Genomic DNA, 20,524 nt, shown 5'->3' with positions numbered 1-20,524 from the left:
AAGATGCCATAGGTAACGCAACGATGGAGAAATACGACCAATTTGGCCGAGTAGTAAGCCTTTATGAGCTGGACAACAATAATAGAAGCACGGTTTCGCAAATGCAGTATAACAGGATCAATGGTTTGTTGGAAAAACAAGTGGATGCCAACGAACAAGCAACGATCTACGCTTATGATTTATTCGGGCAGCTGACATCTGTTAAAAATGCACTAGGAGAAACGACAACTTATCATTACGATCAATTAGGACAACATATTAAAACGACTTATCCTGATGGTAAGGCAACAAGCAAAGATTATGACCAAGCTGGTAGATTAATAAAAAATGTGGATGCATTAGGTGCAGCAGAGAAATTTTATTACGATAAAAATGGAAATAAAATCAAGTTAATTGATAAGCGTAAACAGCAATTTACGTACGCCTATGACAACAGAAATAGATTGCTATCCAAGCAAGGACCTTCCGAAGAGATAGCCTATCGTTATTTTAACGATGGTTCTCGTGCTTCGATGACAGATACGACAGGAACAACGAGTTATCAATATGATCCGTATACTGGCGATCTCACTTCGATGACGTTTGCTGATGGAAAAACGATGGCTTATACGTATAATAAGCTAGGTCAACGAGTAAAACTAAAGACGCCATTTGACGATGAAATCGGCTATTCCTATACGTCTGTAAATCAGCTGCAGCAATTAACGTGGAATAGTATTGTAGAAGCCGATTACAAGTACTATTTAAATGGACAAGCAAGGAAAGAAGAACAACGTAACGGAGTGAATGTAGAAAGAACCTACGATCAGTTTAAATTAGCTACGTTACAATACGAAAATGAAGCAACCACATTAGGTCAACATTATCAATATGATTATGATCTAATTGGTAATATCACGAATCGTCAAGCAACGAAGCAAAGCATCGTCATGGAAGATAACACCTTTACGTATGATGCACTTAGCCGTATAGCGACTTCTACCTTGTTCGACGAAAGTTATACGTATGATAAACGTGGTAATCGTCAGACGTTATCGACGGAAGCAACTCCACTGGATAGCTTAAATGTAACTATGCCTACGATGAATGGGATCGTTTAACGAAAGTAACGACGGAAGAAGGAAAAGAAGTCACTTATCGTTATAATGGTGACAACTTAATGGTGGAACGAAGTGATGAAGATACGACGATTCGTTATTACTATGACGGTCAACAGATCCTATCCGAAGCATGGGTGGATCCAGATGGAACCATACGTGAAAAAGTAAGTTATTTACGTGGAAATAGTCTAGCTATGTTAGAGACAGCGACAGGGGAAAAAGGTTATTATATGGTAAACGGTCATGGTGACGTGACAGGTATTACGGATACTGCAGGCGAGCTAATCAATGAGTATACGTACGATATCTGGGGCAAACCACTGGAGCATTCCGAAACGATAGAACAATCTTTCCGCTACTCGGGTGAATACTGGGATGAAGAGACGAATCTACAATATTTACGTGCACGTTGGTATGATCCAAGTATTGGACGGTTTATAAATGAGGATACGTATGAGGGGGAATTGAGTAATCCGCTTAGTTTGAATCTTTATACGTATGTGCATAATAATCCATTAAGGTATATTGACCCAAGTGGTAATTACTGCGTTTCACAAGATGGGAAATGGGCTCATAGTGGAAGTTGTAAATCAGATTCGAGTGTGTATCTCGGTGATGATGATACTTACTATGGTAGTCCTACAATTGAGAAAGGAGTCATAACTGGATACGTTGGAAAGAGTGGTCCATTTCAGAAAAAAGAATATAATTTTTGGGAAGAAACGACTAATGGATTAGTAACAGGAACCGCTGATGCTGTTCTTGGTAATGCTCTATCAAATCAATTGTTAAAAAGTAAGCCGTTGTATTCAAAGTTGCCTGGGCTTGGACCTGCAGCGGGGGGTTCAGGAGTCAGATTTCCCTCTGAAACAAGTAAACTTTTAGCTGGAGTATCCAAAATGGCGGGTCCCGTAACAGTTGTGCTTACGGGAGTGGAAGTATATAAGGATTTTGAAAAGTACAGTGGTAAAGATAGGTGGTACGCATCTGCTATGACAGTAACTGGGACAGTTGGAACTGTTGTTATAGTAGCCGGTATTAGTGCGGTTGGTACTCCTATAGTTCTGGCCATTGGTGCAGGAGCTGCGATCGGAGCAGGTGTTAACATTGGGGTCAATTGTTAAAAGATCAATGGTTTGATTAAGGAGTCCTAGATGAGTATTTTTTATGATAATTTACCGTTTCCATTGTTTATTGGAATTACAGTGATAGTTCCTATTCTAATTTTGTTATACTTTCATAAAAAGAAATCTGAATATCCAACTACCTTTTTAGTAGGAATGGTGTTTTTATGTCTCACAGCATTTTCAGCAGCAGTGGTCCGGGTATTTATAGAATATCGGCTTTATGAGAAGTATTTACATTGGTTTGGTGCTATTCCAATTCCATTTGTATTATTTACTATTCCATTTATAATGGTAGGCGCATATCAAAAGGTGAAGCATGATGAAGTGCAACGAAAGAAAATTTTATTATTTTCTTTGATTCAGCTATTAATAATACTTTTTATAGTATTCCTTGCCATATTTAAACCTTGGGAGTAGTACTAAGTGTAACCACATGCGAGTGTAACAATAAACTTTACCCTATAAGATAGACACTTTGAAAAAAGTCCATCTTGTAGGGTATTTTAATTATATTGAGAAAAAAGATGTTGGAGCGAAAATATTATGACTAAAAGATTACTGACTAATAAAGAGCAAGAAAACTGAAACGAAATCCCAATGTCATCGCTGTTAGTGCAAAGTCGATTACATACACAAATGAATTTAAACGCCACTTTATTGCAGAAAATGGACAAGGTAAACTGCCACGAGAAATTTTTGAAGAAGCTGGTTTAGATGTTGATTTAATTGGTTTGGAGCGTATCCGTTCTTCCGGGAAACGTTGGCGTGCTTCGTATTGTCAAGGAGGTATGAAAGGTTTACAAGATACACGTAAAACCAATTCAGGTCGTCTATTGAAACGCGAATTAACATTGGAAGAAAAAATTGCACGGTTAGAGGCGAAAAATCAATTATTACAAGCAGAGAATGAGCTACTAAAATAGCTCGATCTACTCGAAAGGTAGATGTTGAAGAAGAAATAGAAATCGCAACAGAACTGAAATTCTGTTTACTGACTTAATACATTTTGATAAAGGACTTCACTAGAAGGGAGAAATTAAGTGCTTAATACGAATGAAATGAAGATTTTTATTGAGAAACATCAATTAATTGAGCAATCTAGAGTATCATTTTATAGATATATTGATGATTTCGATGGTTTAGATGAATTTGATGATATTATAATCAATTTGTATAAGGTGCAAATGGTTATAAACTATCAATTCGATGAGCCAGTAGAATATTTACAGATACTTTTAAGTGTACTTGGAAATAATGTGAGATTTGCTGAGTATAGTTATTTGGTGACCTTAAGTGGTGAAGTTATAGATGACAGCTTGATATATTGTAAATAGTTAATTTACCACATGCGAGTGTAAAAACTCTATGTGGTTTCTTTTTTGAAAACAAAATTTAGCTACGGAAGCAACTCCACTGGATAGCTTAAATAGTAACTATGCTTACGATGAATGGGATCGTTTAACCAAAGTAACGACGGAAGAAGGAAAGGAAGTCACTTATCGTTATAATGGTGACAACTTACTCGTGGAACGAAGTGAGGAAGATACGACGATCCGCTATTACTATGACGGTCAACAGATCATATCCGAAGCATGGGTGGATCCAGATGGAACGGTACGTGAAAAAATAAGTTACTTGCTTGGGAATAACCTTGCGATGTTAGAGACAGTGGCAGGGGAAAAAGGTTATTATATGGTAAACGGTCATGGTGACGTGACTGGTATTACGGATACTGAAGGCGAGCTACTCAATGAGTACACGTACGATATCTGGGGCAAACCACTGGAGCATTCCGAAACGATAGAGCAATCTTTCCGCTATTCTGGCGAATACTGGGATGGAGAGACGAATCTACAATATTTACGTGCACGTTGGTATGATCCAAGTCTCAGGTGATTTTTAAATGAGGATACGTATGAGGGAGAATTGAATAATCCGCTTAGTTTGAATCTTTATACGTAAGTTCACAACAATCCTCTTAAACGACCACCTGCTCAGCAGGTGGTTGTTTAAGTAAACAATAATTGAAAAACATCTTCCAATAAAAAGTAACGTAATAAAGATTGAATGTAAGAATACTCCTTGTGGTAGTAAGTATAGATTATATGAGAAAGTAGGAGATGTTATTGAAATATTTTAGAAATGATTTATGGGATGATATTAATTCTTTGGATATCGAGAAAAGCAAGCGTGCTAAAGATAAGTGGGAAGCCAGTGCTGAAGTTTACTGGGAGCAATATGACAGGTTGATGAGTACAAGATTGAATGAAAAAACATTTAATGCACTGAATGATAATAAATTTCATGATTGTAGGGTTATCGAATGTAAAATAACTCAAGGAGACATCCAATTCCCGTACTCATCCAGCTTTGCTATTGTAGTAGAGTTTGGTGATGAAGATTGGATTATTGAGTACAGGAAGGTTATTAGTTTGAGCATTCATATTTACGAAGATTTTAATGGTCGTAGTAATGGGTTTGAAGAATGGGGATACCATGAATTACTTCCTGTTAATGATAGAATGCTATCTCATGAGATTCTGTTTTCATCAGGTGCGACTATAAAGGTAACTTTTCTAGATAAAGATATTAATATAAGACAAACATAATATTGTTTACGTTCTAAACGCAGCCAGATTTGATAGTCTCAATCAAACTGCGTAGAACAAAGTCAATTGGAAAACGCTCGATGAGAAATTCCCGATAGGAAAAACGTGCCGTATATGAAATTTGACGTTCCCTTCTTAAAAATATGGGGGGGGGGATTAGCATGGCATTACTATCTGCGATAACTTTATCAACTATCTACACCTTGATTCAAAAAGGAGATACAGGCTACTCGATGGAATACCTATTTTTAATGGCTTAGTTGTAAATTGAAATGGAACAGCTAGAAATATGAAAACCATAGATAAACCGTGTATGATTAAGCATACGACAACACAATCGATACGGAGATTTTATCTATGGCCGAAACTAATCCTATCACAACTAAACGTACCTTTACACATCTTACAGCCTTTGATCGTGGAAAGATCAGTGCCCTAAAGAAAGAAGGCTGGACTTTACAGGCCATCACCGACGAGATTGGGAAAGAAAGATAAATCTACGATATCTATAGAATTCATCGCGTATGGAAGAGCATCTCTTCTTACAACGGTACGGAGTTCAGCGATCTTGTCTCCTACGTATCTAAAGCGTCCACAGGCATCTATTTTGCCGTCCCTACAGTGCTTCCGAACGGGGAACTAATGAACGACAGAATGGGCTAATCCGTCGATTCATCCCAAAAAGAAAGGAGATTGTAATCGATATACTTAAAAAGTTGTATAAATGAGGTGAAGCTATGAAGGTTATCAGGATTAAATATCACAGTGAAAAAAACAAAAGAATTATGCCGCAGCCTGGTGCCGAAATTCTAACGGTGCTAGGCTGTTTAACTTTTCTTGATAGCGTTCCTTCATTATAAAATTTCATGTATTTATCTATATCCGTTTCCAATTCCTCATAGCTCCTGTAATCCTTTAATCTCCAAATGCGTGGTTCAACTCTACCGTCTTTGGATAGTATACGTTTTTAGCCTTATTTTTTGTTTTCCATACTAAATGTGGGATGAAAAGTATGGACAGATACCAAAAGAATAGCCACGCGGTTTTTGATATGATTAGAAATTATATTGCAAATCAGTTTAATGAAGAAAAGAACGACATATTTAGTATTGAAGAATGAGTTTAGTCAAAGTTAATTTTGCTTAAGCAATAGGACTTTAAGAGGACCTCAGTCATAATCAACGACTTTAGTCGTCGACATTTTATGTCCAAATCCACCTGCTTTAGCAGGTGGTCGTTTCAACAAGGAGAAGCCAGAAAAGTATTATTAACTGATATTACGTATTTAATGTATAAATGCAGTAAACTTGCTTATATATCCACCATCAAAGACGCTGAAACGAATGTAATTTTAGCATATGAAATATCTGCTACATTAGGCATGGAAATTAGTAATATAACAAATCGTCAAGCAACCAAACAAAGCGAAGTAATGGAAGATAACACTTTTACTTATGATGCGTTAAACCGTATAGCGACATCTACATTGATTGACGAAAGTTATACGTATGATAAACGTGGTAATCGTCAGACGTTAGCGACGGAAGCAACGCCACTGGATAGCTTAAATAGTGACTATGCCTACGATGAATGGGATCGTTTAACTAAAGTAACGACGGAAGAAGGAAAGGAAGTCACTTATCGATATAATGGTGACAACTTACTCGTAGAACGAAGTGATGAAGATACGACGATCCGCTATTAGTATGACGGTCAGCATATTATCTCCGAAACGTGGATGGAAGCAGATGGTACTATTTGTGAAAAAATGAGTTATTTTCGAGGGAATAACCTTGCGATGCTCGAGACAGCAACAAGGGAAAAAGGTTACTATGTAGTTAACGGTCATGGCGATGTGACTGGTATTACAGATGCTGAGGGTGAGCTATTAAATGAGTACACCTATGACATATGGGGTAAACCACTTGAGTCTAACAAAACGATAGAACAATCTTTCCGCTATTCTGGAGAACACTGGGATGAAGAGACGAATCTACAATATTTACGTGCACGTTGGTACGATCCAAGACTTCAAGTTATAGTAAATGAATTTGGGGCAATTGTTACAATTATTACAAAGTAGTGGAGGGCTAAATGCAATCAATTTCAAATTTAGTTGATGTATGTAATTTATTAATCGATGGAAAAATTGGTATTAAAGAGTTTCAATCTAGGTTAATAACAGTAGTACTACCAGACAACTTTTTTGAACTAAAAAAATATTTATTCCAAGTAGATAATGAGCTAGAGGAAATTGTATCTTGTGAAGGATCATTATAACCGTGCTTCTGTAATTGCACAAAATATACTTATTAAATTACAAGATTATATAATACTCTAAAAGTTAATAGCCACATGTGAGTGTAGTGGAGCTCCGTCGTTTTCACATAGGTTGGTCATTTCCTACGAATGACCGCTTTAAGCCCAAGCGTCTTCATGATGCGGTAATAGCGCTCCTTGTTGTACTTCTCGCTAAGTTTTCGAATGAGCTGTAAACGCATTTGATGGTAACTCACTATTCCTTTTTGTTTGCCAAAGTGCTGTCGTACTTCTTTAGCTAGCGCATGCGTTTCTAGTTCCTTGGCGAGGGTGTCCAATGTAACCACTTATAGTAGGCAGATCGAGCAACTTTTACTAATGCACATAACTTCTTAATGGCATATCCATTGTTTTTATGCAGTTCTTGAATGTCTTGAACTTTTTAAGCGCTACTAGTACTGTGCACTGACCAGCTAGCACATCTTGAATAGCCGCAAGTCTCAATTCCGGTGAGTATGTTTTCCATATGTTCGATTCCTTTAACTCATCCAAACCATTTGCATCATATTTTCTTCACGGTATGTGGGCTTAATCCTAGCTTTTTCGCTTCATAGTTTGGATTTGACTGGTTTTTCAGACAACGCTGTACAACGTCTAACTTTACTTCTAAAGAAGTTGGACTTCTTTTAGACATATGAACCTCCCATCTATAGTAATAGAATTTTTGTTTTTTCTACTGTCTACTATGATCGGAGCATATCACACTGGTTTGTTAAGCGTCCTTTTCAATTGACTACTAAAAAGGAGGCGATTCAAATGAAATTTCGGAAGTTTTCTAAGTATGGATTGCTGTTCATTGTTTTACTTAGTTTTTCGATTCTATTTATTACACAGTATAGTGAAAAAGTGAAGTATGAAAAATATGTTTCCAATATGATGAACAACGATCTGCATAAATTAATTGGTATGATAGACGAAATGAATAACTCATACAATCTTATTTTCTCTACTAATCAACTCACAAAAGAACAATCTAGAATATTAATGTCTCAGAACGAGGAGATTAGCAATATCATTCGCGAATATAGAGACTTGGCTGTAGCAATCAATAAGCGAAATGACTCTTTTAACTAAGATATCAGTTCATTTAACGCATATAAACTAGCGAGGTTATATCATTACTTCCATACAGATGTACAGAATCAAACCTTGGATGTAAAAGCACAAACTGAAATTGAAGTTTCAAGTCAATTGATAACAGCTTGGAATGAGATTACTAAAGAGTTTACTGCTGTTCAGTTTAAGGTCAATAAAGAAGAGTGGCTAAATTTAATAGAAGCAATAGAATCACAAACCGTTGTTTTTATGGAGAAGAATAAAGTAGACAATATCCAAGAATTATGGATTAAGCTTTAACTGTTAACGTAATCATTTCAAATTCAAGTGATCACGATACTGAAAAGTCATTTGGTTCACAAACTCTGTTTTTATGATCTTATAAGTGGTTTCATTTACAGCGTTGTTATTTCGGTATGGTAGTGATTGTCTGCTTAAGGTGTTACTTATATCTATCGTGTATATTCTAAATCCACCTCTCCAACAATCGATGTGAACGGAATAAGTGGAGTTCGGAAAATCAAGTTTTTGGAGAAGTGATATGAAAAAGATAACTGAAATTGAAGCCATAAAAAATCTTGAGGGCAATTTCATTAAGGTATTCAAGAATAAAGACCCTTTTGATAATTGCTTTGCTGATAATATCCAAGCTAAAATACTCTTGTTTCCTACTGAAGGGTATTACTTTCAGGAAGAACAGTTTAATGTTCTTCGTCAAGCGATTAGTCATATTGGGGAAGATGTTTTCTTTATATCCGAAATTGAAGGTAACTGCTTTTCAGAACCCCTCTCCAGTGGATCATACGAACATGGTCACTGGGTGGGCGCAATTTCATCTACATTCGAGGATTACACAGATATTCCGATTGTAGTAGAAAATGCAGTTTATTCGACTGGTGGCAATTGGGGAGCCATTATTTCTCATGAAGGGCACGCTGTGTTGGGTGGTAGTACAGAGTTGATAGAACAGGTTCAGAGTCTATCTCCCGAGTATGTATCTTGCAAACAAAAATTTGTTGATTATTGGGAGTACTCTCAAAGAGAGTATGGTTCCAACATTGACTGGTTGCAAGGTTTTTTAAAACAATTTTCATAACGAAATTAAATCTCAAGGTAGAATGCTTCTTGAGGTCTTTCTTGTTCTTTACCTAGTGCTGAATGAATCGGGTGATAGTACCAAAAGGAACTTTATTCTCATTATGGATCGGCTACACTAAGTTGCATTGCCTACTAACTCTATTTCTAATGGAGAGCAGGTGTATGTTCAAAGTAAGTTTAATAAAAAGCATGGGGAAATCGCAAGCACAATTATTGGATAAAGGGGTTTATCTGGAGATGAATTAGGGAAATTTTCAATTAGTTCTATATCTAATTTAGTAGTAACTGTTTTGGGAGAATTACCTGTTCCTCCGCAGGATCAAACAACAATCATTGCGAGCATAAGTCAATTTAGGACTAATTATTTGGCAAGTTTTGTAACATACAATAGAGCGGTTGTTGCTTTTACTCCTTGGGGAACTCACGGGTTATTTGACCAGAGAAAACCCTCAAATATAAAATAAGCATCAGAGGGAGCATTTTTATTTATAGACATACTCCCTCTATTAAAAGGTGGGTTTATTATTGAAAGAGTAGTATATGGAATTTTTATTTTTATTGGATTATTGTATTTTTTATTTCCTAAGTTCATATGGAAGTTTGGGACATATTTTTTAGGTTCCCATACCAATCAACACTATAGAGAATATTCAAAAGCTCCCCCAAGAAAGTATAGTATTGCGATTTATAGGGGGATTGGAATCATTCTTGTAGTCCCGAGTATTTACGAATTAGTATGGGGGTAAACGCATGATGAAAAATTTAAGTAAAATAATTTATTGTATAGTTATGGCAACCTTGTTTCTAACTGCATGCCAGGGAATTCAAAGTTCGAACAAAGGGATGTTAGTAGAATCAAGCTCTATCGTTATGGATAAGTATATTGATAAAAATGGAGAACATTATATCGCAACAGAAAATAATGCTAGTAAAAAAAAGGTGACAAAAACAAAATTCCAAGATGAGGAAGTGTGGGCTCGAATAGAATTGGGAGATTATATTACAATAAATCATGATAAGGATGTAGAAAATATGTAGTATCTGTAAATAAAAAGTTGGTTTATGATAATCTAACAGGGAATGTAACATCCTTAATCCAAGATGACGAGAACTTTTATGTTGTTTTTCAATTTGATCAGATAGGAGAAGAAGTTATTCAATTCAATGAAAATGAATGGAATGAATTTCTTGTTGGAGAGCAGGTAACTTTCAGTGTGGATAGCAGTGGTCAACCGCTTCATTTAACTAGCAAGTCTGATGAGTAGCTACAAACAGTTCTTTTTGATCAAACTGGACATTGGTGTGAATCTGCTGCTAAAGATTCAAATCGTAATCCTCTATACTCGCATTCAGGCGATCGTAATAGCTCAACATCAACTTGGAGTCCTGACTAAAAAGTTAATAATAAATGGGAAATGTATACAATGACTGGACAAACTATGATGACTCTGTTTACTGGAATGCTCCTGAAGACCTAAAGCTAATATTAAAACACGCTACATATTCCGAAACGTTTAAGAAAGGTATGGCACTGGAATACTTCGTAGCAGATGTTACGTCAGTTAATTTTGGAAGGTTGGCTACTGTAGGAAAAGTAGCGAAGATAGGTAAGGCCAGTGGTTGCAATTGTTTCATAGAGGATACAAAGGTTTTAACAGACGTAGGTGATAAGATTCTTGTTAAGTCTGAGTTTGATGCAAATGGAGAATTGGCTTCATTTCTTTAGTATACATGGACAATCTCCTTTTCTAAAGTACAGGATTTTGTCCGCTCCCCTATACTTATCATTTCCTGTTTATGAAACCGAGCGGAGCGCAACTGAATATCATTAAGGAATGGATGGAAGAAGGTCGTATCAAGCCCGTTATTGATAAATTGTTTAAATTTGATGAAGCACCACAAGCGATGAAATATTTGGAGGGTGGAAGTGCCAAAGGGAAGGTAGTCATAAAAATAAAATGAGCTGACAGCAAATGACGAATACAGAATAATGAAAGAACGCTTCAAGCTAATGGACGTTGGAATGAAAAACTCAGATTTAATTATATCATTAATGAATATACCAATATGTGATCGGTTGCAGTGACTTAAGAGGAGAGGATCATTGGACTAACGAAGCAGAAAAAATAAGATCATAAGCAAGAAAATCTGGATACACTAATTCAGCTACAATGCTTTGTACTTTAATGTTTAGAAAAGGATCAAGGTACAACCTTGAGGTTCTTTATGACGTTACGACCAACCAAGTGCTTCACTTGGAGTATACTCGAAAAGGAATAGGTGATATTCCTGCTACTTCAAATTAGTAAGGAGGTTTGGAATGAAAGAACATACACCAAAAGAACGCTTGTACTGGCTCTTGCAGTTGTTTGGAAGTAGACAAATAGATATGGATAATTTTTGTAATGAATTTCATGTTACTTTCGATCATGATACAGATTACGATGAATTGACAAGTGAAGAGAACAAGTTATTTGAAGACCTTGCTAGAAGCGCTGCTAGATTTTCGGGAAGCATTGAGGACCATATGAACCATCCTAGAGTCTACACTACTGAAGATGAGATTAGCGACAAGGTTTCTGACATAGTAAAAGCTTTAAATATATAATTTTTTTACTACATGAAAGCGTTACATTTAACAGGTTCATTATGGTCACATACAAACAATTCATAGTAAGGAAGGCAAACTTGAAGCATTTTGATTTTGTTCGCAATTAACAGAAAGAGCCAAGAAATCCTTACTTCCATGCGTACTATTAGCAAAGAATGGCGGCAGGGAAGATCAAACAAAAAACGATTGTCTGCATTATACGGAAACTCGTCAACGTTATCTATTATCTGATGAAAATCAAGTCAGTATACAAGATTCCAGTGGTATCCAGTGATGAAGTGGAATGATATAATCATCCTAACAGGACGGCGATTGTACAAAAACAGTCACCGTCCATTTTATTGTAGATTGAACGGTTTATAAACTAGGATACGTATGAAGGGGAAATGGGTAACCCGTTATCATTAAACCTCTATACCTATGTGCATAATAATCCGCTTAGGTTTACTGACTCGAGTGGGAATTGGGCAACCGAACGAGCTGCAAACTGGACAATTGAACTGGATTTCTAATGATAAACTAGGTTTTTAGAAAAGCATATGGGCATTTCGATAAAGATACCATGACAAATAGAAGGTTACTATTAGATACGGCTTCAAACTAAAAAATTATATGGGAACAGATAAATACGTAATAGTTGGTATGGTCAAAGGAGGTCTGATGGTTCTCAAATATGGGTACAAACAAGAGGGAAAGAAATTAGAAATGGGGGGCTAAATAATAGTCCAAAAGCATTTGATAAAGATACAGGATTATCAAGTTCTGTAAGGCCAGGAGGAAAAAAATGAATTTAACTAATAAAGAAGCGTATTTGGCAATGTGTCATTTTCTAGAAGGTTTTTATGAAAGAACAGGCTCAGACGATGTTGGAGCATTGCTTGGTGGTATGCGTTTAATTGCAGATGAAGAAACGATGGACTCTGCAGCATGGCAAGATTGGATTCAAAGTATTCAATTAGTTAAAAAAATTTGAGTTAACTTGCCTCATAATCACAAACGAAAATAATTACTCCATCTGTTTTATGAATAAGTGATCTGTTTCATTATCTGCGAGAGTGAAAGATCTTACAGATTGGTAATACAACTGCTGTTAGTTATCTAGATGATCCAATGTGGTTTCTAACAGGATTTGGAGGTTTTATTAAACAAGGATCCACTAAAGTAATCTCAAAACAAGTAGCTAAAAATTCAATTAAAGCTACTTCAGGAAAAATATTTTGGGGTAGTTGGGATGATTATGCTAAGGTTATAGTAGGTGAGGAAGAATTTGGAGTAGTAGGTAATGGATTATACACAAAACATGCAGTTAATAGAATGCAACCTTCTGCCAATAAATATGGGTCTCGTATAGTACAAGCAGGTGGTGATTATGGTAGAGGAGTACCACCATCTTTTATGGAATATGTACTGCAAAATTTAAGTGGCAAATTGCAGCCGAATGGTAATTTGTCTTATATTTCGGACACACTTCAAGTTATAGTAAATGAATTTGGGACAATTATTACAAAGTAGTGGAGGGCTAAATGCAATCAATTTCAAATTTAGTTGATGCATGTAATTTGTTAATTGATGGAAAAATTGATATTAAAGAGTTTCAATCTAGGTTAATAACATTAGTATTACCAGACAACTTTTTTGAACTAAAAAAATATTTATTCCAAGTAGATAATGAGCTAGAGGAAATTGTATATTGTGAATTGGAAGAGGATCATTATAACTGTGCTTCTGTAATTGCACAAAATATACTTATTAAATTACAAGATTATACAATACTCTAAAAGTTAATAGCCACATGTGAGTATAGTGATAGTGAACTACTCCCTGTCAAGTGTAAAGTGTAAAAAACAAAAGAAGTAGTATAAAAACCTCAGCTTGGGTGAGTAACCGAGCTGAGGTTTTTATACGGCTTGTCGGTATTCGTTAGGCGACAAGCCATCCAAACATTCTGTGTAGCGATCGTTATTGTAGTAATATATATTTTCTAACAACTCTCAGGACATCTTTATAAGTTTGAAATCTGGCAAGGTAGTAACTTTCTGATTTATACGTACCCCAAAACCTTTCAATCGGTTGGTTGTCCAAACATCGACTGACGCGGGACATGCTTTTTATAAATCCGTACTTTATATGGAGTCGATTATACTCATGAGATGTATACTGGTAGCCTCGATCACTTTGAAGCAGTGGCTTTACAACAGGGTTTTTCTTGTAAGCCTTCTTAAGCGTGTCCATCACAAGCGTGTTGTTGTTGGAATGACTTAATACCCACGATACAATAGCAATATCGTATACATCGATAATGCTACTTAAGTAAGCTTTGCGCCGGTTCCCATACTTTGGCTCCGTTACATCGGTGCACCATTTTTCATTCAGAGATGAAGCCTTAAAGTTGCGAGCCATCCTATTTTCAGCTACATGGAGCTCCGTCGTCTTCACATAGGTTGGTCATTTCCTACCCATGATGAATGGGATCGTTTAACCAAAGTAACGACGGAAGAAGGAAAGGAAGTCAATTATCGTTATAATGGTGACAACTTACTCGTAGAACGAAGCGATGAAGATACGACGATCCGTTATTACTATGACAGTCAACAAATCATATCCGAAGCATGGGTGGATCCAGATGGAACGGTACGTGAAAAAATAAGTTACTTGCTTGGGAATAACCTTGCGATGTTAGAGACAGCGGCAGGGGAAGAATACGTATAGAACAATCATAATCACCATGCTTCGACGTTTGCAAGTCAAGTAGATAGACTTCCATTAAGTGTTTTAGAAATGAGACTAAGCAAAAAATCGTTTTTCAACCCTATGTGGTCTACTAGTCAAATTTCTGATGGTGTGGAGCAAGCCTACGAAGCAGGGTTAAAGGCTGGTGTAAATAACGCTAGTTACTCCCATAAGTATATAGGCGAGCAAATAACAGTTTTTATAAGTAAAGATGGTATGTTATCAACAGCATACGGTCAACATATACTCGATGCAAGTTATTTTGGGAGGTAAAATGAAGTGAATATAAAGGTCGATTATTTAATTTGTAAAGATGAAACGCTGACAACTGAAATCGATAATGTCTATGGTTTTTTTCAAATTAATATTGCTGGCAATCTATATGGTTATTGTCCTGAGAACGGCATTGGCTTGGTTGGTTCAGAGTTATTATCTATTTGGTTTGAGCAGTTGACCGAAGTATATTGTCTGATCCACAATAAGGATTACATTTTAATTAATGATATTGATTCAATTAATTCATTAATTGAGATTAAAAAATATAATGAATCACTGCTGGAAATAAGTCACATTGTTAGCAATTCAAAAGATGAGATTGGTGTTATCGGCCTAAAACCTTTGGATTATTTTGAATATGGTTTATGGAAAAACATTTGTATAGAGAGGGAATGTTTTTCACGAGAGGTTTATAGAGTCATTAATCAATTTGTAAGTGAAGTTTCGGATATAAATCCATTGTATTTAGAAGCTAATTGGTTAACAAGAATAATTAGTATAATGAAACGTGCACATATTAAAGATTGAAAAACTCTAATATGAAGAAGGAGATCCACATGCGAGTGTAACAACTCCATGTGGATTCTTTTTGAACCCTAACTAATAGATCCGACCCAGTGGCGAGGTCTAAACGAACTTAACCTTCATTAGCCCCTATGATATTCTCCTGATTTGGTTATATACACATAAACAAGAGTTGAATAATATACCCTTTTATGATAATCCTCCACCATCGCCAGAACCTTAAAATTATCAAATACCACCGTATGAAAGGTTTTCTGATAGACAAATTCGCTTTTAAAGCTTTTAAATTTTGCTTCAGCTGCGGCATTATAATAGGGGCATCCTTTTGCGCTCAAGAAACGTTTTATCCCGAATGCTTCTGTTGTTTCCATCATCAACTGATTATCAAATTCTGAACCTCGATCGGTATGGAATAATTATATATTTGCTAATTTATGGTTCATGAAAATGTAAGTTACTTGCTTGGGAATAACCTTGCGATGTTAGAGACAGCGGCAGGGGAAAAAGGTTATTATATGGTAAACGGTCATGGTGACGTGACTGGTATTACGGATACTGAAGGCGAGCTAATCAATGAGTACACGTACGATATCTGGGGCAAACCACTGGAGCATTCCGAAACGATAGAGCAATCTTTCCGCTATTCTGGCGAATACTGGGATGAAGAGACGAACCTGCAATATTTACGTGTGCGTTGGTATGATTCGAGTATCGGGCGGTTTATAAATGAGAATACGTATGAAGGGGAGATTATTAATCCACTGACGTTTAATCTTTATGTCTACACTGCTAACATTCCTTTACGTTATGTTGACCCAAACGGACATTGTTTTAATGAGTTTCTTGGAAAAAAACAATCAAGCAGCTTGGAGTTGGGTATAGGGTGAAGCTGGTGAAACTTGGGAGTACTTAAAAGAGGTACATTCCTCTTGGGAGTCAGTTGTTGATTATTGATCATTGGGTACGTTATCGACATTAAAGAATTGCTACGAAATTTCAATGGATAATCCATATACATTAGATCAATTAGTTGCGCTTGGTTATGTCGCCCTTGAAGTTATACAGCAGGGAAAAATAGGTAAAGTAACTAAAAAGGGACGAAAATTCTTTGGTGTAATCCCAAATAAAACAACTAAATGGGATATAAAAACGAATGCACAGGCAACAGTAAGTTATAATTTTAACGGTAAGAAGATCACTGCTTATTAGAATAATACGAAGAGGGGATATTGGTGGGCAAAAGATATGACTGAACACAGTGGCTCAGCATTTAAGGTGTTAGAAAAGGGGGGCAATGATATGGAACACAATCAACATTTGGATGATTTTCTTTTACGTATATTTACAGGAGTTCATCTGAAAAGTCCTCTATTTTATAATGTGCCAATTGGCATTAGATTTGAACTGGGTGGAAACATTGTTGCATTCGAAGAAAGAGCAGAGCAGGTAAAAGAGAGGGCTATTACCTTATTTGACGCTATTAATCAGAGCGATGATAATATTTATTTTGTGTTATTTATGGATAGTTGGAATGAGCATCCGATTAAGGCTTTTGAAAAGGATGTCTTTAAGGTGTTCGTTAATTACGTTAAAAGAATAGATCTAGACAAAATATGTATGAAAGAACAGGAGTTTCGACACAAAGAAGCAGATGAAATTGATGATACAGTAACCATTCGATACTGTGCCAAAGTGAAAGTTCAAGATGTGGATGTGAATAGTCTCATTGGAGCAATTGCAAATCGAACACTTGGCTTGGAACCGACTGTTTCGGGTGACATTTATTTGATTAATGAGACGAATAGAACAATTTTTCATTTTTATGACGACAGAGGTTTAGATATCGTAGCTGAGAATACGAAGGTATTAAAGAAGGTTTACGAGCAATATAATCATTGGATATTAGATTATGACCGTGAAAGAATCAATGAGATATTTTCATAAATATCCTTGAGAGGGGCTCCCTTCTCATCTTCGAGCGCTCCTAAGGGTTATTATTTTTATTTAACTATCAAAATTAGTTCATTAGAGAATTTCTCCAGTGGGCTTCTTTTGTGTTCATCTAGAAATAAGGCTTTATATTGAATATAGTGTCACTTCTACAAATATAGTTTTATTAGATTATCGAATGCAAAATTGCTTTCGCTAGCAGCTCACTGTCTTGCAATATATAATTTCGATTAAAATAGATGGAATTAATTGATTTACTTAAGTTTACAAAACATTAACATCACAACATACTATTTCACTGTATACTAAAATTGACAAAATAGGAAATTACTACGATGTCAAATGTTATTTGTGATAAATATCAAAAATCATAAAAAAGGGGTGAATATAGCTTTAGGGATGGATTCGTTTTGAGAGCGGAGTATACATAAATATCGAACTTATTGCCAACATCGATGACAGAGCACGCGCAGTTAATTAAAAATTAGAAAAGAGGTAAAAAATTATGAAAAAAAGATTAAAGTCATTATCCTTTATTATTACTATTACTGTTTTGTTTTCCACCTCAACCAATGCTTATGCGGCAAACAATTTTCTTAGCGAAAATAGCCATAATCAAAATATGGAAGTTGTAAGGGACATTGAAACCGGCCAAATTATATATAAAGATGATGCCAGTAGCGATTATTCACGTGCTAGAAGCGGTTATTCACCTGTTACAGTTGAAGACATAGATAAGGTAATGGATGAAAGAGCACAAGCTTTACTTGCAGGTTCCATGGAAAGATATTATGAATTAGATGAAAAATTAATGCAGATGGGCGTAAGAAAGATTTCTTATGATGACGTCGTCGCATTGACAAGCAACGAAGAAGATTTTACCATGGAAGCCATAAGAGAGGCTTCATTTGTTGAGGACTATTCTAATCTATCATTTACATCTTCCCAGAGTAGTATAGATCGAATTGATGTAGAGAAGTCGATCATGAGGGCGAATACAGAAACGACTTTTGAAAATTATTATACTACCTTGTGGAATCCTATTAATAGCCAGTGGTATGATGTTTGGCGGGTAACCGCTTCTCCCAATGGTAACTTAGGTTCTAGCTTATCTCATAGGGTTTCTACGTCAGTCACTAGTACAAAATCTACTGATGCGATAACTATGAAATTTCTTGGTATTACGGTTTCATCAGTTGCTGGAGAATTACTTTCTCCCCCGTATAGTTATGTTAAAACCGTATATGATGCTTATAGAGAGATGGGTAACTTTATGAGTCCTACAACAAAAGTCAACAATGTAGATGTTCATTATCTTTCAAATATTGCTGAAATAAACGTGTTTATGTACTTTAAATTGCAAAGCCACACAACATACCCGATTGTTCCAGGTGGATTATATTCAAAAATTAATTATACTCAAGATAACACACTTATGATATTAAATGGTAATATACCTGCTAATGATGATGTTACTTATACAGGTACTGTATCCGCAGAACATTATAACAATGCAAGTTATGCATTTGGTAGAAAGTGGGAAACTGGAAGGCCGTATATATCACAAATAAAACGATATAATATTACAGGAGTAGGAGATAAACAAGCTTATTCTATCAACATGAAAGCTGCTAATACTCCTCAACAACTCAATTAATGCAAAACTAGCAAAGAAGGTAAGGAGATCATATCTTCTTACCTTCTTCTTAGTAAACTTCAACAATTTCCAACTAATTGTTAACGGAGGAAGGTGTAATATGAATGCAAGGAAAATAATGATAAAAATATTAATTATTATAATAATTATCGCCGCAATTGTTGGATGGTACTTTTATTATAATCCGATTGAGAAAAAGATTGATATTACCACTACGGGAATACAGTTCAGAAACAACGACCCAAGCGGGTATTTTGAAGAAAAGGAGATCACGATAAAGGGGACATACAAGCAATTTTTGTTTGGGAACAAAGATGATATTTTTTCTGGGCAATTTTCGGTGGAGGGCTATGATTTTACTTTTGATGAAAAGTATTCTTCTCCGCATATATTATTAGCTCCGCAAGGCGGACACATACTGTACTTTACGGCAAATTTGACAGAATCGAAGCTTTTAGGATACATTCACAGTGATGTATATTTGAAAGAAATTATGATAGCCATTAGAAGTGAAGAACCCAACAATTACAACAATTACGCTAATGGCTTTGTTATATCTGCCCCAGCGAAAAATAGAGCCGAAGCAGTGGAAATAGCAGAGAATCTTTTCAACAAGAGTGCTTTAAATGGACTTTGGAAAGATTGGGCCGGATGGAATTGATCATTGGATGAACTGAGGCTATATATGACTATAAGGAAAAATATTATAAAAATAATAATTATTTTAATAATTATCGCCGCAATCGTTGGATGGTACTTTTATTATAATCCGTTTGTGAAAAAGATCGATATTACCACTACGGGAATACAGTTCAGAAACAACGACCCCAGCGGATATTTTGAAGAAAAGGAGATCACCATCAAGGGGACATATGAGCAATTTTTGTTTGGGAACAAAGTGGATTCTTTTTGGGGGGAATTTTCGGTGGAGGGCTATGATTTTACTTTTGATGAAAAGTACTACACGGATATATTTTTAATTCCACAAGGTGGTTCAATACAGTACTTTACGGCAAATTTGACAGAGTCGAAGCGTTTAGGAGTCATTCACAGTGATGCATATTTGAAAGAATTAATGATAGTCGTTAGCAGCGAAGGTCTCATCGATTATGAAAACGGCATTATTATATCTGCCCCAGCGAAAAATAGAGCCGAGGCAGTTGAAATGGCGGAAAAGCTTTACAACAAGAGCGCTTTAAGTGGATATTATAATGGTTGGAACGATTGGAATTAATGATTTGCCCTCCTGAAAAAAATTAGTTTGAAATGCGCGGTTTATCGGTTTTAGCTAACCGTAATAACTTTCTGCACTTCTTCTTAGTAACCCCGGCATTGCTGATCAAGTTATTGTATAAACCTCTAAAAGAGGTGAAAAAACTGTCGGAATCGCAGTTAGATCAAGTGAAATTCTTCTATCCGCTTTTCGCTAGAATTTACCAATTGTAGCTTTTACTATAAGCAGAGAG

The 20,524-nt window shown here is 35.9% G+C and carries 32 protein-coding genes and 4 pseudogenes; 32 read left to right on the top strand and 4 right to left on the bottom strand.

Annotated elements, in window-relative coordinates:
* The 12 genes and pseudogenes from ACFSTH_RS07120 to ACFSTH_RS07065 all read left to right on the top strand — a co-directional run.
* Nucleotides 1-1,100 (top strand): annotated as a pseudogene (locus tag ACFSTH_RS07120) (hypothetical protein); the annotation flags it as partial.
* 59 nt (nt 1,101-1,159) lie between these two features.
* The gene (locus ACFSTH_RS07115) at nt 1,160-2,224 is read left to right on the top strand and encodes an RHS repeat-associated core domain-containing protein (protein WP_377770314.1); all 1,065 of its coding nucleotides are present in this window, start codon (nt 1,160-1,162) and stop codon (nt 2,222-2,224) included.
* Between the two features lie 30 nt (nt 2,225-2,254).
* Nucleotides 2,255-2,644, top strand: a complete 390-nt coding sequence (locus tag ACFSTH_RS07110) for a hypothetical protein (RefSeq protein WP_377770313.1) — start codon at nt 2,255-2,257, stop codon at nt 2,642-2,644.
* A gap of 126 nt (nt 2,645-2,770) precedes the next feature.
* Nucleotides 2,771-3,147: pseudogene (locus tag ACFSTH_RS07105) on the top strand (HTH domain-containing protein); the annotation flags it as partial.
* Nucleotides 3,148-3,267: 120 nt separating this feature from the next.
* The gene (locus ACFSTH_RS07100) at nt 3,268-3,561 is read left to right on the top strand and encodes a hypothetical protein (RefSeq protein WP_377770312.1); all 294 of its coding nucleotides are present in this window, start codon (nt 3,268-3,270) and stop codon (nt 3,559-3,561) included.
* A 190-nt stretch (nt 3,562-3,751) separates the two neighbouring features.
* Nucleotides 3,752-4,123: an RHS repeat-associated core domain-containing protein gene (locus tag ACFSTH_RS07095; RefSeq protein WP_417629409.1), complete on the top strand. Its 372-nt coding sequence runs from the start codon at nt 3,752-3,754 to the stop codon at nt 4,121-4,123.
* A 230-nt stretch (nt 4,124-4,353) separates the two neighbouring features.
* On the top strand, nt 4,354-4,836 hold the full coding sequence (locus tag ACFSTH_RS07090; RefSeq protein ID WP_377770311.1) for a hypothetical protein: 483 nt from the start codon (nt 4,354-4,356) through the stop codon (nt 4,834-4,836).
* 357 nt (nt 4,837-5,193) lie between these two features.
* Nucleotides 5,194-5,331: a hypothetical protein gene (locus ACFSTH_RS07085; RefSeq protein ID WP_377770310.1), complete on the top strand. Its 138-nt coding sequence runs from the start codon at nt 5,194-5,196 to the stop codon at nt 5,329-5,331.
* Between the two features lie 242 nt (nt 5,332-5,573).
* The gene (locus tag ACFSTH_RS07080; protein WP_377770309.1) at nt 5,574-5,696 is read left to right on the top strand and encodes a hypothetical protein; all 123 of its coding nucleotides are present in this window, start codon (nt 5,574-5,576) and stop codon (nt 5,694-5,696) included.
* Nucleotides 5,697-6,040: 344 nt separating this feature from the next.
* Nucleotides 6,041-6,541 (top strand): hypothetical protein, encoded by a 501-nt coding sequence (locus ACFSTH_RS21090; RefSeq protein WP_417629410.1) that lies wholly within the window; start codon nt 6,041-6,043, stop codon nt 6,539-6,541.
* A gap of 93 nt (nt 6,542-6,634) precedes the next feature.
* Nucleotides 6,635-6,919, top strand: coding sequence for an RHS repeat-associated core domain-containing protein (locus ACFSTH_RS07070; protein ID WP_377770308.1), 285 nt, complete (start codon nt 6,635-6,637; stop codon nt 6,917-6,919).
* Nucleotides 6,920-6,930: 11 nt separating this feature from the next.
* Nucleotides 6,931-7,116 carry a hypothetical protein gene (locus ACFSTH_RS07065; protein WP_377770307.1) on the top strand — a complete coding sequence of 62 codons (186 nt, stop codon included), beginning with the start codon at nt 6,931-6,933 and terminating at the stop codon, nt 7,114-7,116.
* 541 nt (nt 7,117-7,657) lie between these two features.
* Here ACFSTH_RS07065 and ACFSTH_RS07060 read toward each other — a convergent pair.
* Nucleotides 7,658-7,789, bottom strand: coding sequence for a hypothetical protein (locus ACFSTH_RS07060; protein WP_377770306.1), 132 nt, complete (start codon nt 7,787-7,789; stop codon nt 7,658-7,660).
* Nucleotides 7,790-7,911: 122 nt separating this feature from the next.
* On the opposite strand from ACFSTH_RS07060, the gene ACFSTH_RS07055 reads away from it, so the two are divergent.
* The 11 genes and pseudogenes from ACFSTH_RS07055 (at nt 7,912) to ACFSTH_RS07005 (ending at nt 13,698) form a co-directional block, all read left to right on the top strand.
* On the top strand, nt 7,912-8,229 hold the full coding sequence (locus ACFSTH_RS07055) for a hypothetical protein (protein ID WP_377770305.1): 318 nt from the start codon (nt 7,912-7,914) through the stop codon (nt 8,227-8,229).
* A gap of 75 nt (nt 8,230-8,304) precedes the next feature.
* Nucleotides 8,305-8,511, top strand: a complete 207-nt coding sequence (locus ACFSTH_RS07050) for a hypothetical protein (protein WP_377770304.1) — start codon at nt 8,305-8,307, stop codon at nt 8,509-8,511.
* Nucleotides 8,512-8,752: 241 nt separating this feature from the next.
* Nucleotides 8,753-9,307: a hypothetical protein gene (locus ACFSTH_RS07045; RefSeq protein ID WP_377770303.1), complete on the top strand. Its 555-nt coding sequence runs from the start codon at nt 8,753-8,755 to the stop codon at nt 9,305-9,307.
* Nucleotides 9,308-10,059: 752 nt separating this feature from the next.
* Nucleotides 10,060-10,347, top strand: coding sequence for a hypothetical protein (locus ACFSTH_RS07040; protein ID WP_377770302.1), 288 nt, complete (start codon nt 10,060-10,062; stop codon nt 10,345-10,347).
* A gap of 17 nt (nt 10,348-10,364) precedes the next feature.
* The gene (locus ACFSTH_RS07035) at nt 10,365-10,574 is read left to right on the top strand and encodes a hypothetical protein (protein WP_377770301.1); all 210 of its coding nucleotides are present in this window, start codon (nt 10,365-10,367) and stop codon (nt 10,572-10,574) included.
* 143 nt (nt 10,575-10,717) lie between these two features.
* On the top strand, nt 10,718-11,035 hold the full coding sequence (locus ACFSTH_RS07030; protein ID WP_377770300.1) for a hypothetical protein: 318 nt from the start codon (nt 10,718-10,720) through the stop codon (nt 11,033-11,035).
* A 62-nt stretch (nt 11,036-11,097) separates the two neighbouring features.
* Nucleotides 11,098-11,271: pseudogene (locus ACFSTH_RS07025) on the top strand (zinc-binding dehydrogenase); the annotation flags it as partial.
* Nucleotides 11,272-11,629: 358 nt separating this feature from the next.
* Nucleotides 11,630-11,917 carry a magnesium and cobalt transport protein CorA gene (locus ACFSTH_RS07020; RefSeq protein WP_377770299.1) on the top strand — a complete coding sequence of 96 codons (288 nt, stop codon included), beginning with the start codon at nt 11,630-11,632 and terminating at the stop codon, nt 11,915-11,917.
* Nucleotides 11,918-12,704: 787 nt separating this feature from the next.
* Nucleotides 12,705-12,893, top strand: coding sequence for a hypothetical protein (locus ACFSTH_RS07015; protein WP_377770298.1), 189 nt, complete (start codon nt 12,705-12,707; stop codon nt 12,891-12,893).
* A 137-nt stretch (nt 12,894-13,030) separates the two neighbouring features.
* Nucleotides 13,031-13,432, top strand: a complete 402-nt coding sequence (locus ACFSTH_RS07010; protein ID WP_377770297.1) for a hypothetical protein — start codon at nt 13,031-13,033, stop codon at nt 13,430-13,432.
* A gap of 11 nt (nt 13,433-13,443) precedes the next feature.
* A complete protein-coding gene (locus tag ACFSTH_RS07005) occupies nt 13,444-13,698 on the top strand; it encodes a hypothetical protein (protein ID WP_377770296.1) in 255 nt (84 codons plus the stop codon).
* A 120-nt stretch (nt 13,699-13,818) separates the two neighbouring features.
* On the opposite strand, the gene ACFSTH_RS07000 is transcribed toward ACFSTH_RS07005, so the two are convergent.
* Nucleotides 13,819-13,908, bottom strand: a complete 90-nt coding sequence (locus ACFSTH_RS07000) for an IS3 family transposase (RefSeq protein WP_377770295.1) — start codon at nt 13,906-13,908, stop codon at nt 13,819-13,821.
* Nucleotides 13,880-14,320, bottom strand: coding sequence for a transposase (locus ACFSTH_RS06995; protein ID WP_377770294.1), 441 nt, complete (start codon nt 14,318-14,320; stop codon nt 13,880-13,882). Before ACFSTH_RS06995 ends, ACFSTH_RS07000 begins: the two co-directional genes overlap by 29 nt.
* Nucleotides 14,321-14,335: 15 nt before the next feature.
* Here ACFSTH_RS06995 and ACFSTH_RS06990 point away from each other — a divergent pair, with 15 nt between their 5' ends.
* The 3 genes from ACFSTH_RS06990 to ACFSTH_RS06980 all read left to right on the top strand — a co-directional run bounded on the left by ACFSTH_RS06990 (nt 14,336) and on the right by ACFSTH_RS06980 (nt 15,454).
* On the top strand, nt 14,336-14,629 hold the full coding sequence (locus tag ACFSTH_RS06990) for an RHS repeat domain-containing protein (RefSeq protein WP_377770293.1): 294 nt from the start codon (nt 14,336-14,338) through the stop codon (nt 14,627-14,629).
* A gap of 69 nt (nt 14,630-14,698) precedes the next feature.
* Entirely contained in the window at nt 14,699-14,923 is a 225-nt protein-coding gene (locus ACFSTH_RS06985; protein WP_377770292.1) for a hypothetical protein, read from the top strand.
* Nucleotides 14,924-14,929: 6 nt separating this feature from the next.
* Complete coding sequence (locus ACFSTH_RS06980; RefSeq protein ID WP_377770291.1) at nt 14,930-15,454, top strand: hypothetical protein; 525 nt, start codon at nt 14,930-14,932, stop codon at nt 15,452-15,454.
* 242 nt (nt 15,455-15,696) lie between these two features.
* On the opposite strand, the pseudogene ACFSTH_RS06975 reads toward ACFSTH_RS06980, so the two are convergent.
* Nucleotides 15,697-15,867 (bottom strand): annotated as a pseudogene (locus ACFSTH_RS06975) (IS3 family transposase); the annotation flags it as partial.
* A gap of 63 nt (nt 15,868-15,930) precedes the next feature.
* Between ACFSTH_RS06975 and ACFSTH_RS06970 the strand changes: the two are divergent.
* From ACFSTH_RS06970 to ACFSTH_RS06945, 6 genes are all read left to right on the top strand, one after another.
* On the top strand, nt 15,931-16,338 hold the full coding sequence (locus ACFSTH_RS06970) for an RHS repeat domain-containing protein (protein WP_377770290.1): 408 nt from the start codon (nt 15,931-15,933) through the stop codon (nt 16,336-16,338).
* A gap of 112 nt (nt 16,339-16,450) precedes the next feature.
* Nucleotides 16,451-16,660, top strand: a complete 210-nt coding sequence (locus tag ACFSTH_RS06965) for a hypothetical protein (protein ID WP_377770289.1) — start codon at nt 16,451-16,453, stop codon at nt 16,658-16,660.
* A 90-nt stretch (nt 16,661-16,750) separates the two neighbouring features.
* Nucleotides 16,751-17,395 (top strand): DUF3885 domain-containing protein, encoded by a 645-nt coding sequence (locus ACFSTH_RS06960; RefSeq protein ID WP_377793628.1) that lies wholly within the window; start codon nt 16,751-16,753, stop codon nt 17,393-17,395.
* Between the two features lie 511 nt (nt 17,396-17,906).
* Complete coding sequence (locus ACFSTH_RS06955) at nt 17,907-19,058, top strand: hypothetical protein (protein ID WP_377770287.1); 1,152 nt, start codon at nt 17,907-17,909, stop codon at nt 19,056-19,058.
* A 100-nt stretch (nt 19,059-19,158) separates the two neighbouring features.
* Nucleotides 19,159-19,719: a hypothetical protein gene (locus ACFSTH_RS06950; protein WP_377770286.1), complete on the top strand. Its 561-nt coding sequence runs from the start codon at nt 19,159-19,161 to the stop codon at nt 19,717-19,719.
* A 24-nt stretch (nt 19,720-19,743) separates the two neighbouring features.
* Entirely contained in the window at nt 19,744-20,292 is a 549-nt protein-coding gene (locus tag ACFSTH_RS06945) for a hypothetical protein (protein WP_377770285.1), read from the top strand.
* Nucleotides 20,293-20,524 lie beyond the last annotated feature (232 nt).

It is taken from the genome of Paenibacillus yanchengensis, from assembly GCF_042684845.1.
GTDB lineage: Bacteria > Bacillota > Bacilli > Paenibacillales > Paenibacillaceae > Pristimantibacillus > Pristimantibacillus yanchengensis.
The sequence above is the reverse complement of the archived record's forward strand: the minus strand, read 5'-3'. Positions and strand labels throughout refer to the sequence as shown.

Coding starts and splice junctions, on each gene's coding strand:
- ACFSTH_RS07015 (WP_377770298.1), top strand. CDS start 12,705: ATGAATTTAACTAATAAAGAAGCGTATTTGGCAATGTGTCATTTTCTA.
- ACFSTH_RS07080 (WP_377770309.1), top strand. CDS start 5,574: ATGAAGGTTATCAGGATTAAATATCACAGTGAAAAAAACAAAAGAATT.
- ACFSTH_RS06970 (WP_377770290.1), top strand. CDS start 15,931: ATGTTAGAGACAGCGGCAGGGGAAAAAGGTTATTATATGGTAAACGGT.
- ACFSTH_RS07005 (WP_377770296.1), top strand. CDS start 13,444: ATGCAATCAATTTCAAATTTAGTTGATGCATGTAATTTGTTAATTGAT.
- ACFSTH_RS07085 (WP_377770310.1), top strand. CDS start 5,194: ATGGCCGAAACTAATCCTATCACAACTAAACGTACCTTTACACATCTT.
- ACFSTH_RS21090 (WP_417629410.1), top strand. CDS start 6,041: ATGTCCAAATCCACCTGCTTTAGCAGGTGGTCGTTTCAACAAGGAGAA.
- ACFSTH_RS07055 (WP_377770305.1), top strand. CDS start 7,912: ATGAAATTTCGGAAGTTTTCTAAGTATGGATTGCTGTTCATTGTTTTA.
- ACFSTH_RS07020 (WP_377770299.1), top strand. CDS start 11,630: ATGAAAGAACATACACCAAAAGAACGCTTGTACTGGCTCTTGCAGTTG.
- ACFSTH_RS07065 (WP_377770307.1), top strand. CDS start 6,931: ATGCAATCAATTTCAAATTTAGTTGATGTATGTAATTTATTAATCGAT.
- ACFSTH_RS07060 (WP_377770306.1), bottom strand. CDS start 7,789: ATGTCTAAAAGAAGTCCAACTTCTTTAGAAGTAAAGTTAGACGTTGTA.
- ACFSTH_RS07070 (WP_377770308.1), top strand. CDS start 6,635: ATGCTCGAGACAGCAACAAGGGAAAAAGGTTACTATGTAGTTAACGGT.
- ACFSTH_RS06950 (WP_377770286.1), top strand. CDS start 19,159: ATGAATGCAAGGAAAATAATGATAAAAATATTAATTATTATAATAATT.
- ACFSTH_RS07010 (WP_377770297.1), top strand. CDS start 13,031: ATGTGGTTTCTAACAGGATTTGGAGGTTTTATTAAACAAGGATCCACT.
- ACFSTH_RS06965 (WP_377770289.1), top strand. CDS start 16,451: ATGGATAATCCATATACATTAGATCAATTAGTTGCGCTTGGTTATGTC.
- ACFSTH_RS07115 (WP_377770314.1), top strand. CDS start 1,160: ATGGTGGAACGAAGTGATGAAGATACGACGATTCGTTATTACTATGAC.
- ACFSTH_RS06955 (WP_377770287.1), top strand. CDS start 17,907: ATGAAAAAAAGATTAAAGTCATTATCCTTTATTATTACTATTACTGTT.
- ACFSTH_RS07040 (WP_377770302.1), top strand. CDS start 10,060: ATGATGAAAAATTTAAGTAAAATAATTTATTGTATAGTTATGGCAACC.
- ACFSTH_RS06945 (WP_377770285.1), top strand. CDS start 19,744: ATGACTATAAGGAAAAATATTATAAAAATAATAATTATTTTAATAATT.
- ACFSTH_RS07045 (WP_377770303.1), top strand. CDS start 8,753: ATGAAAAAGATAACTGAAATTGAAGCCATAAAAAATCTTGAGGGCAAT.
- ACFSTH_RS06995 (WP_377770294.1), bottom strand. CDS start 14,320: ATGGCTCGCAACTTTAAGGCTTCATCTCTGAATGAAAAATGGTGCACC.
- ACFSTH_RS06960 (WP_377793628.1), top strand. CDS start 16,751: ATGGAACACAATCAACATTTGGATGATTTTCTTTTACGTATATTTACA.
- ACFSTH_RS07110 (WP_377770313.1), top strand. CDS start 2,255: ATGAGTATTTTTTATGATAATTTACCGTTTCCATTGTTTATTGGAATT.
- ACFSTH_RS06990 (WP_377770293.1), top strand. CDS start 14,336: ATGGAGCTCCGTCGTCTTCACATAGGTTGGTCATTTCCTACCCATGAT.
- ACFSTH_RS07030 (WP_377770300.1), top strand. CDS start 10,718: ATGGGAAATGTATACAATGACTGGACAAACTATGATGACTCTGTTTAC.
- ACFSTH_RS06985 (WP_377770292.1), top strand. CDS start 14,699: ATGAGACTAAGCAAAAAATCGTTTTTCAACCCTATGTGGTCTACTAGT.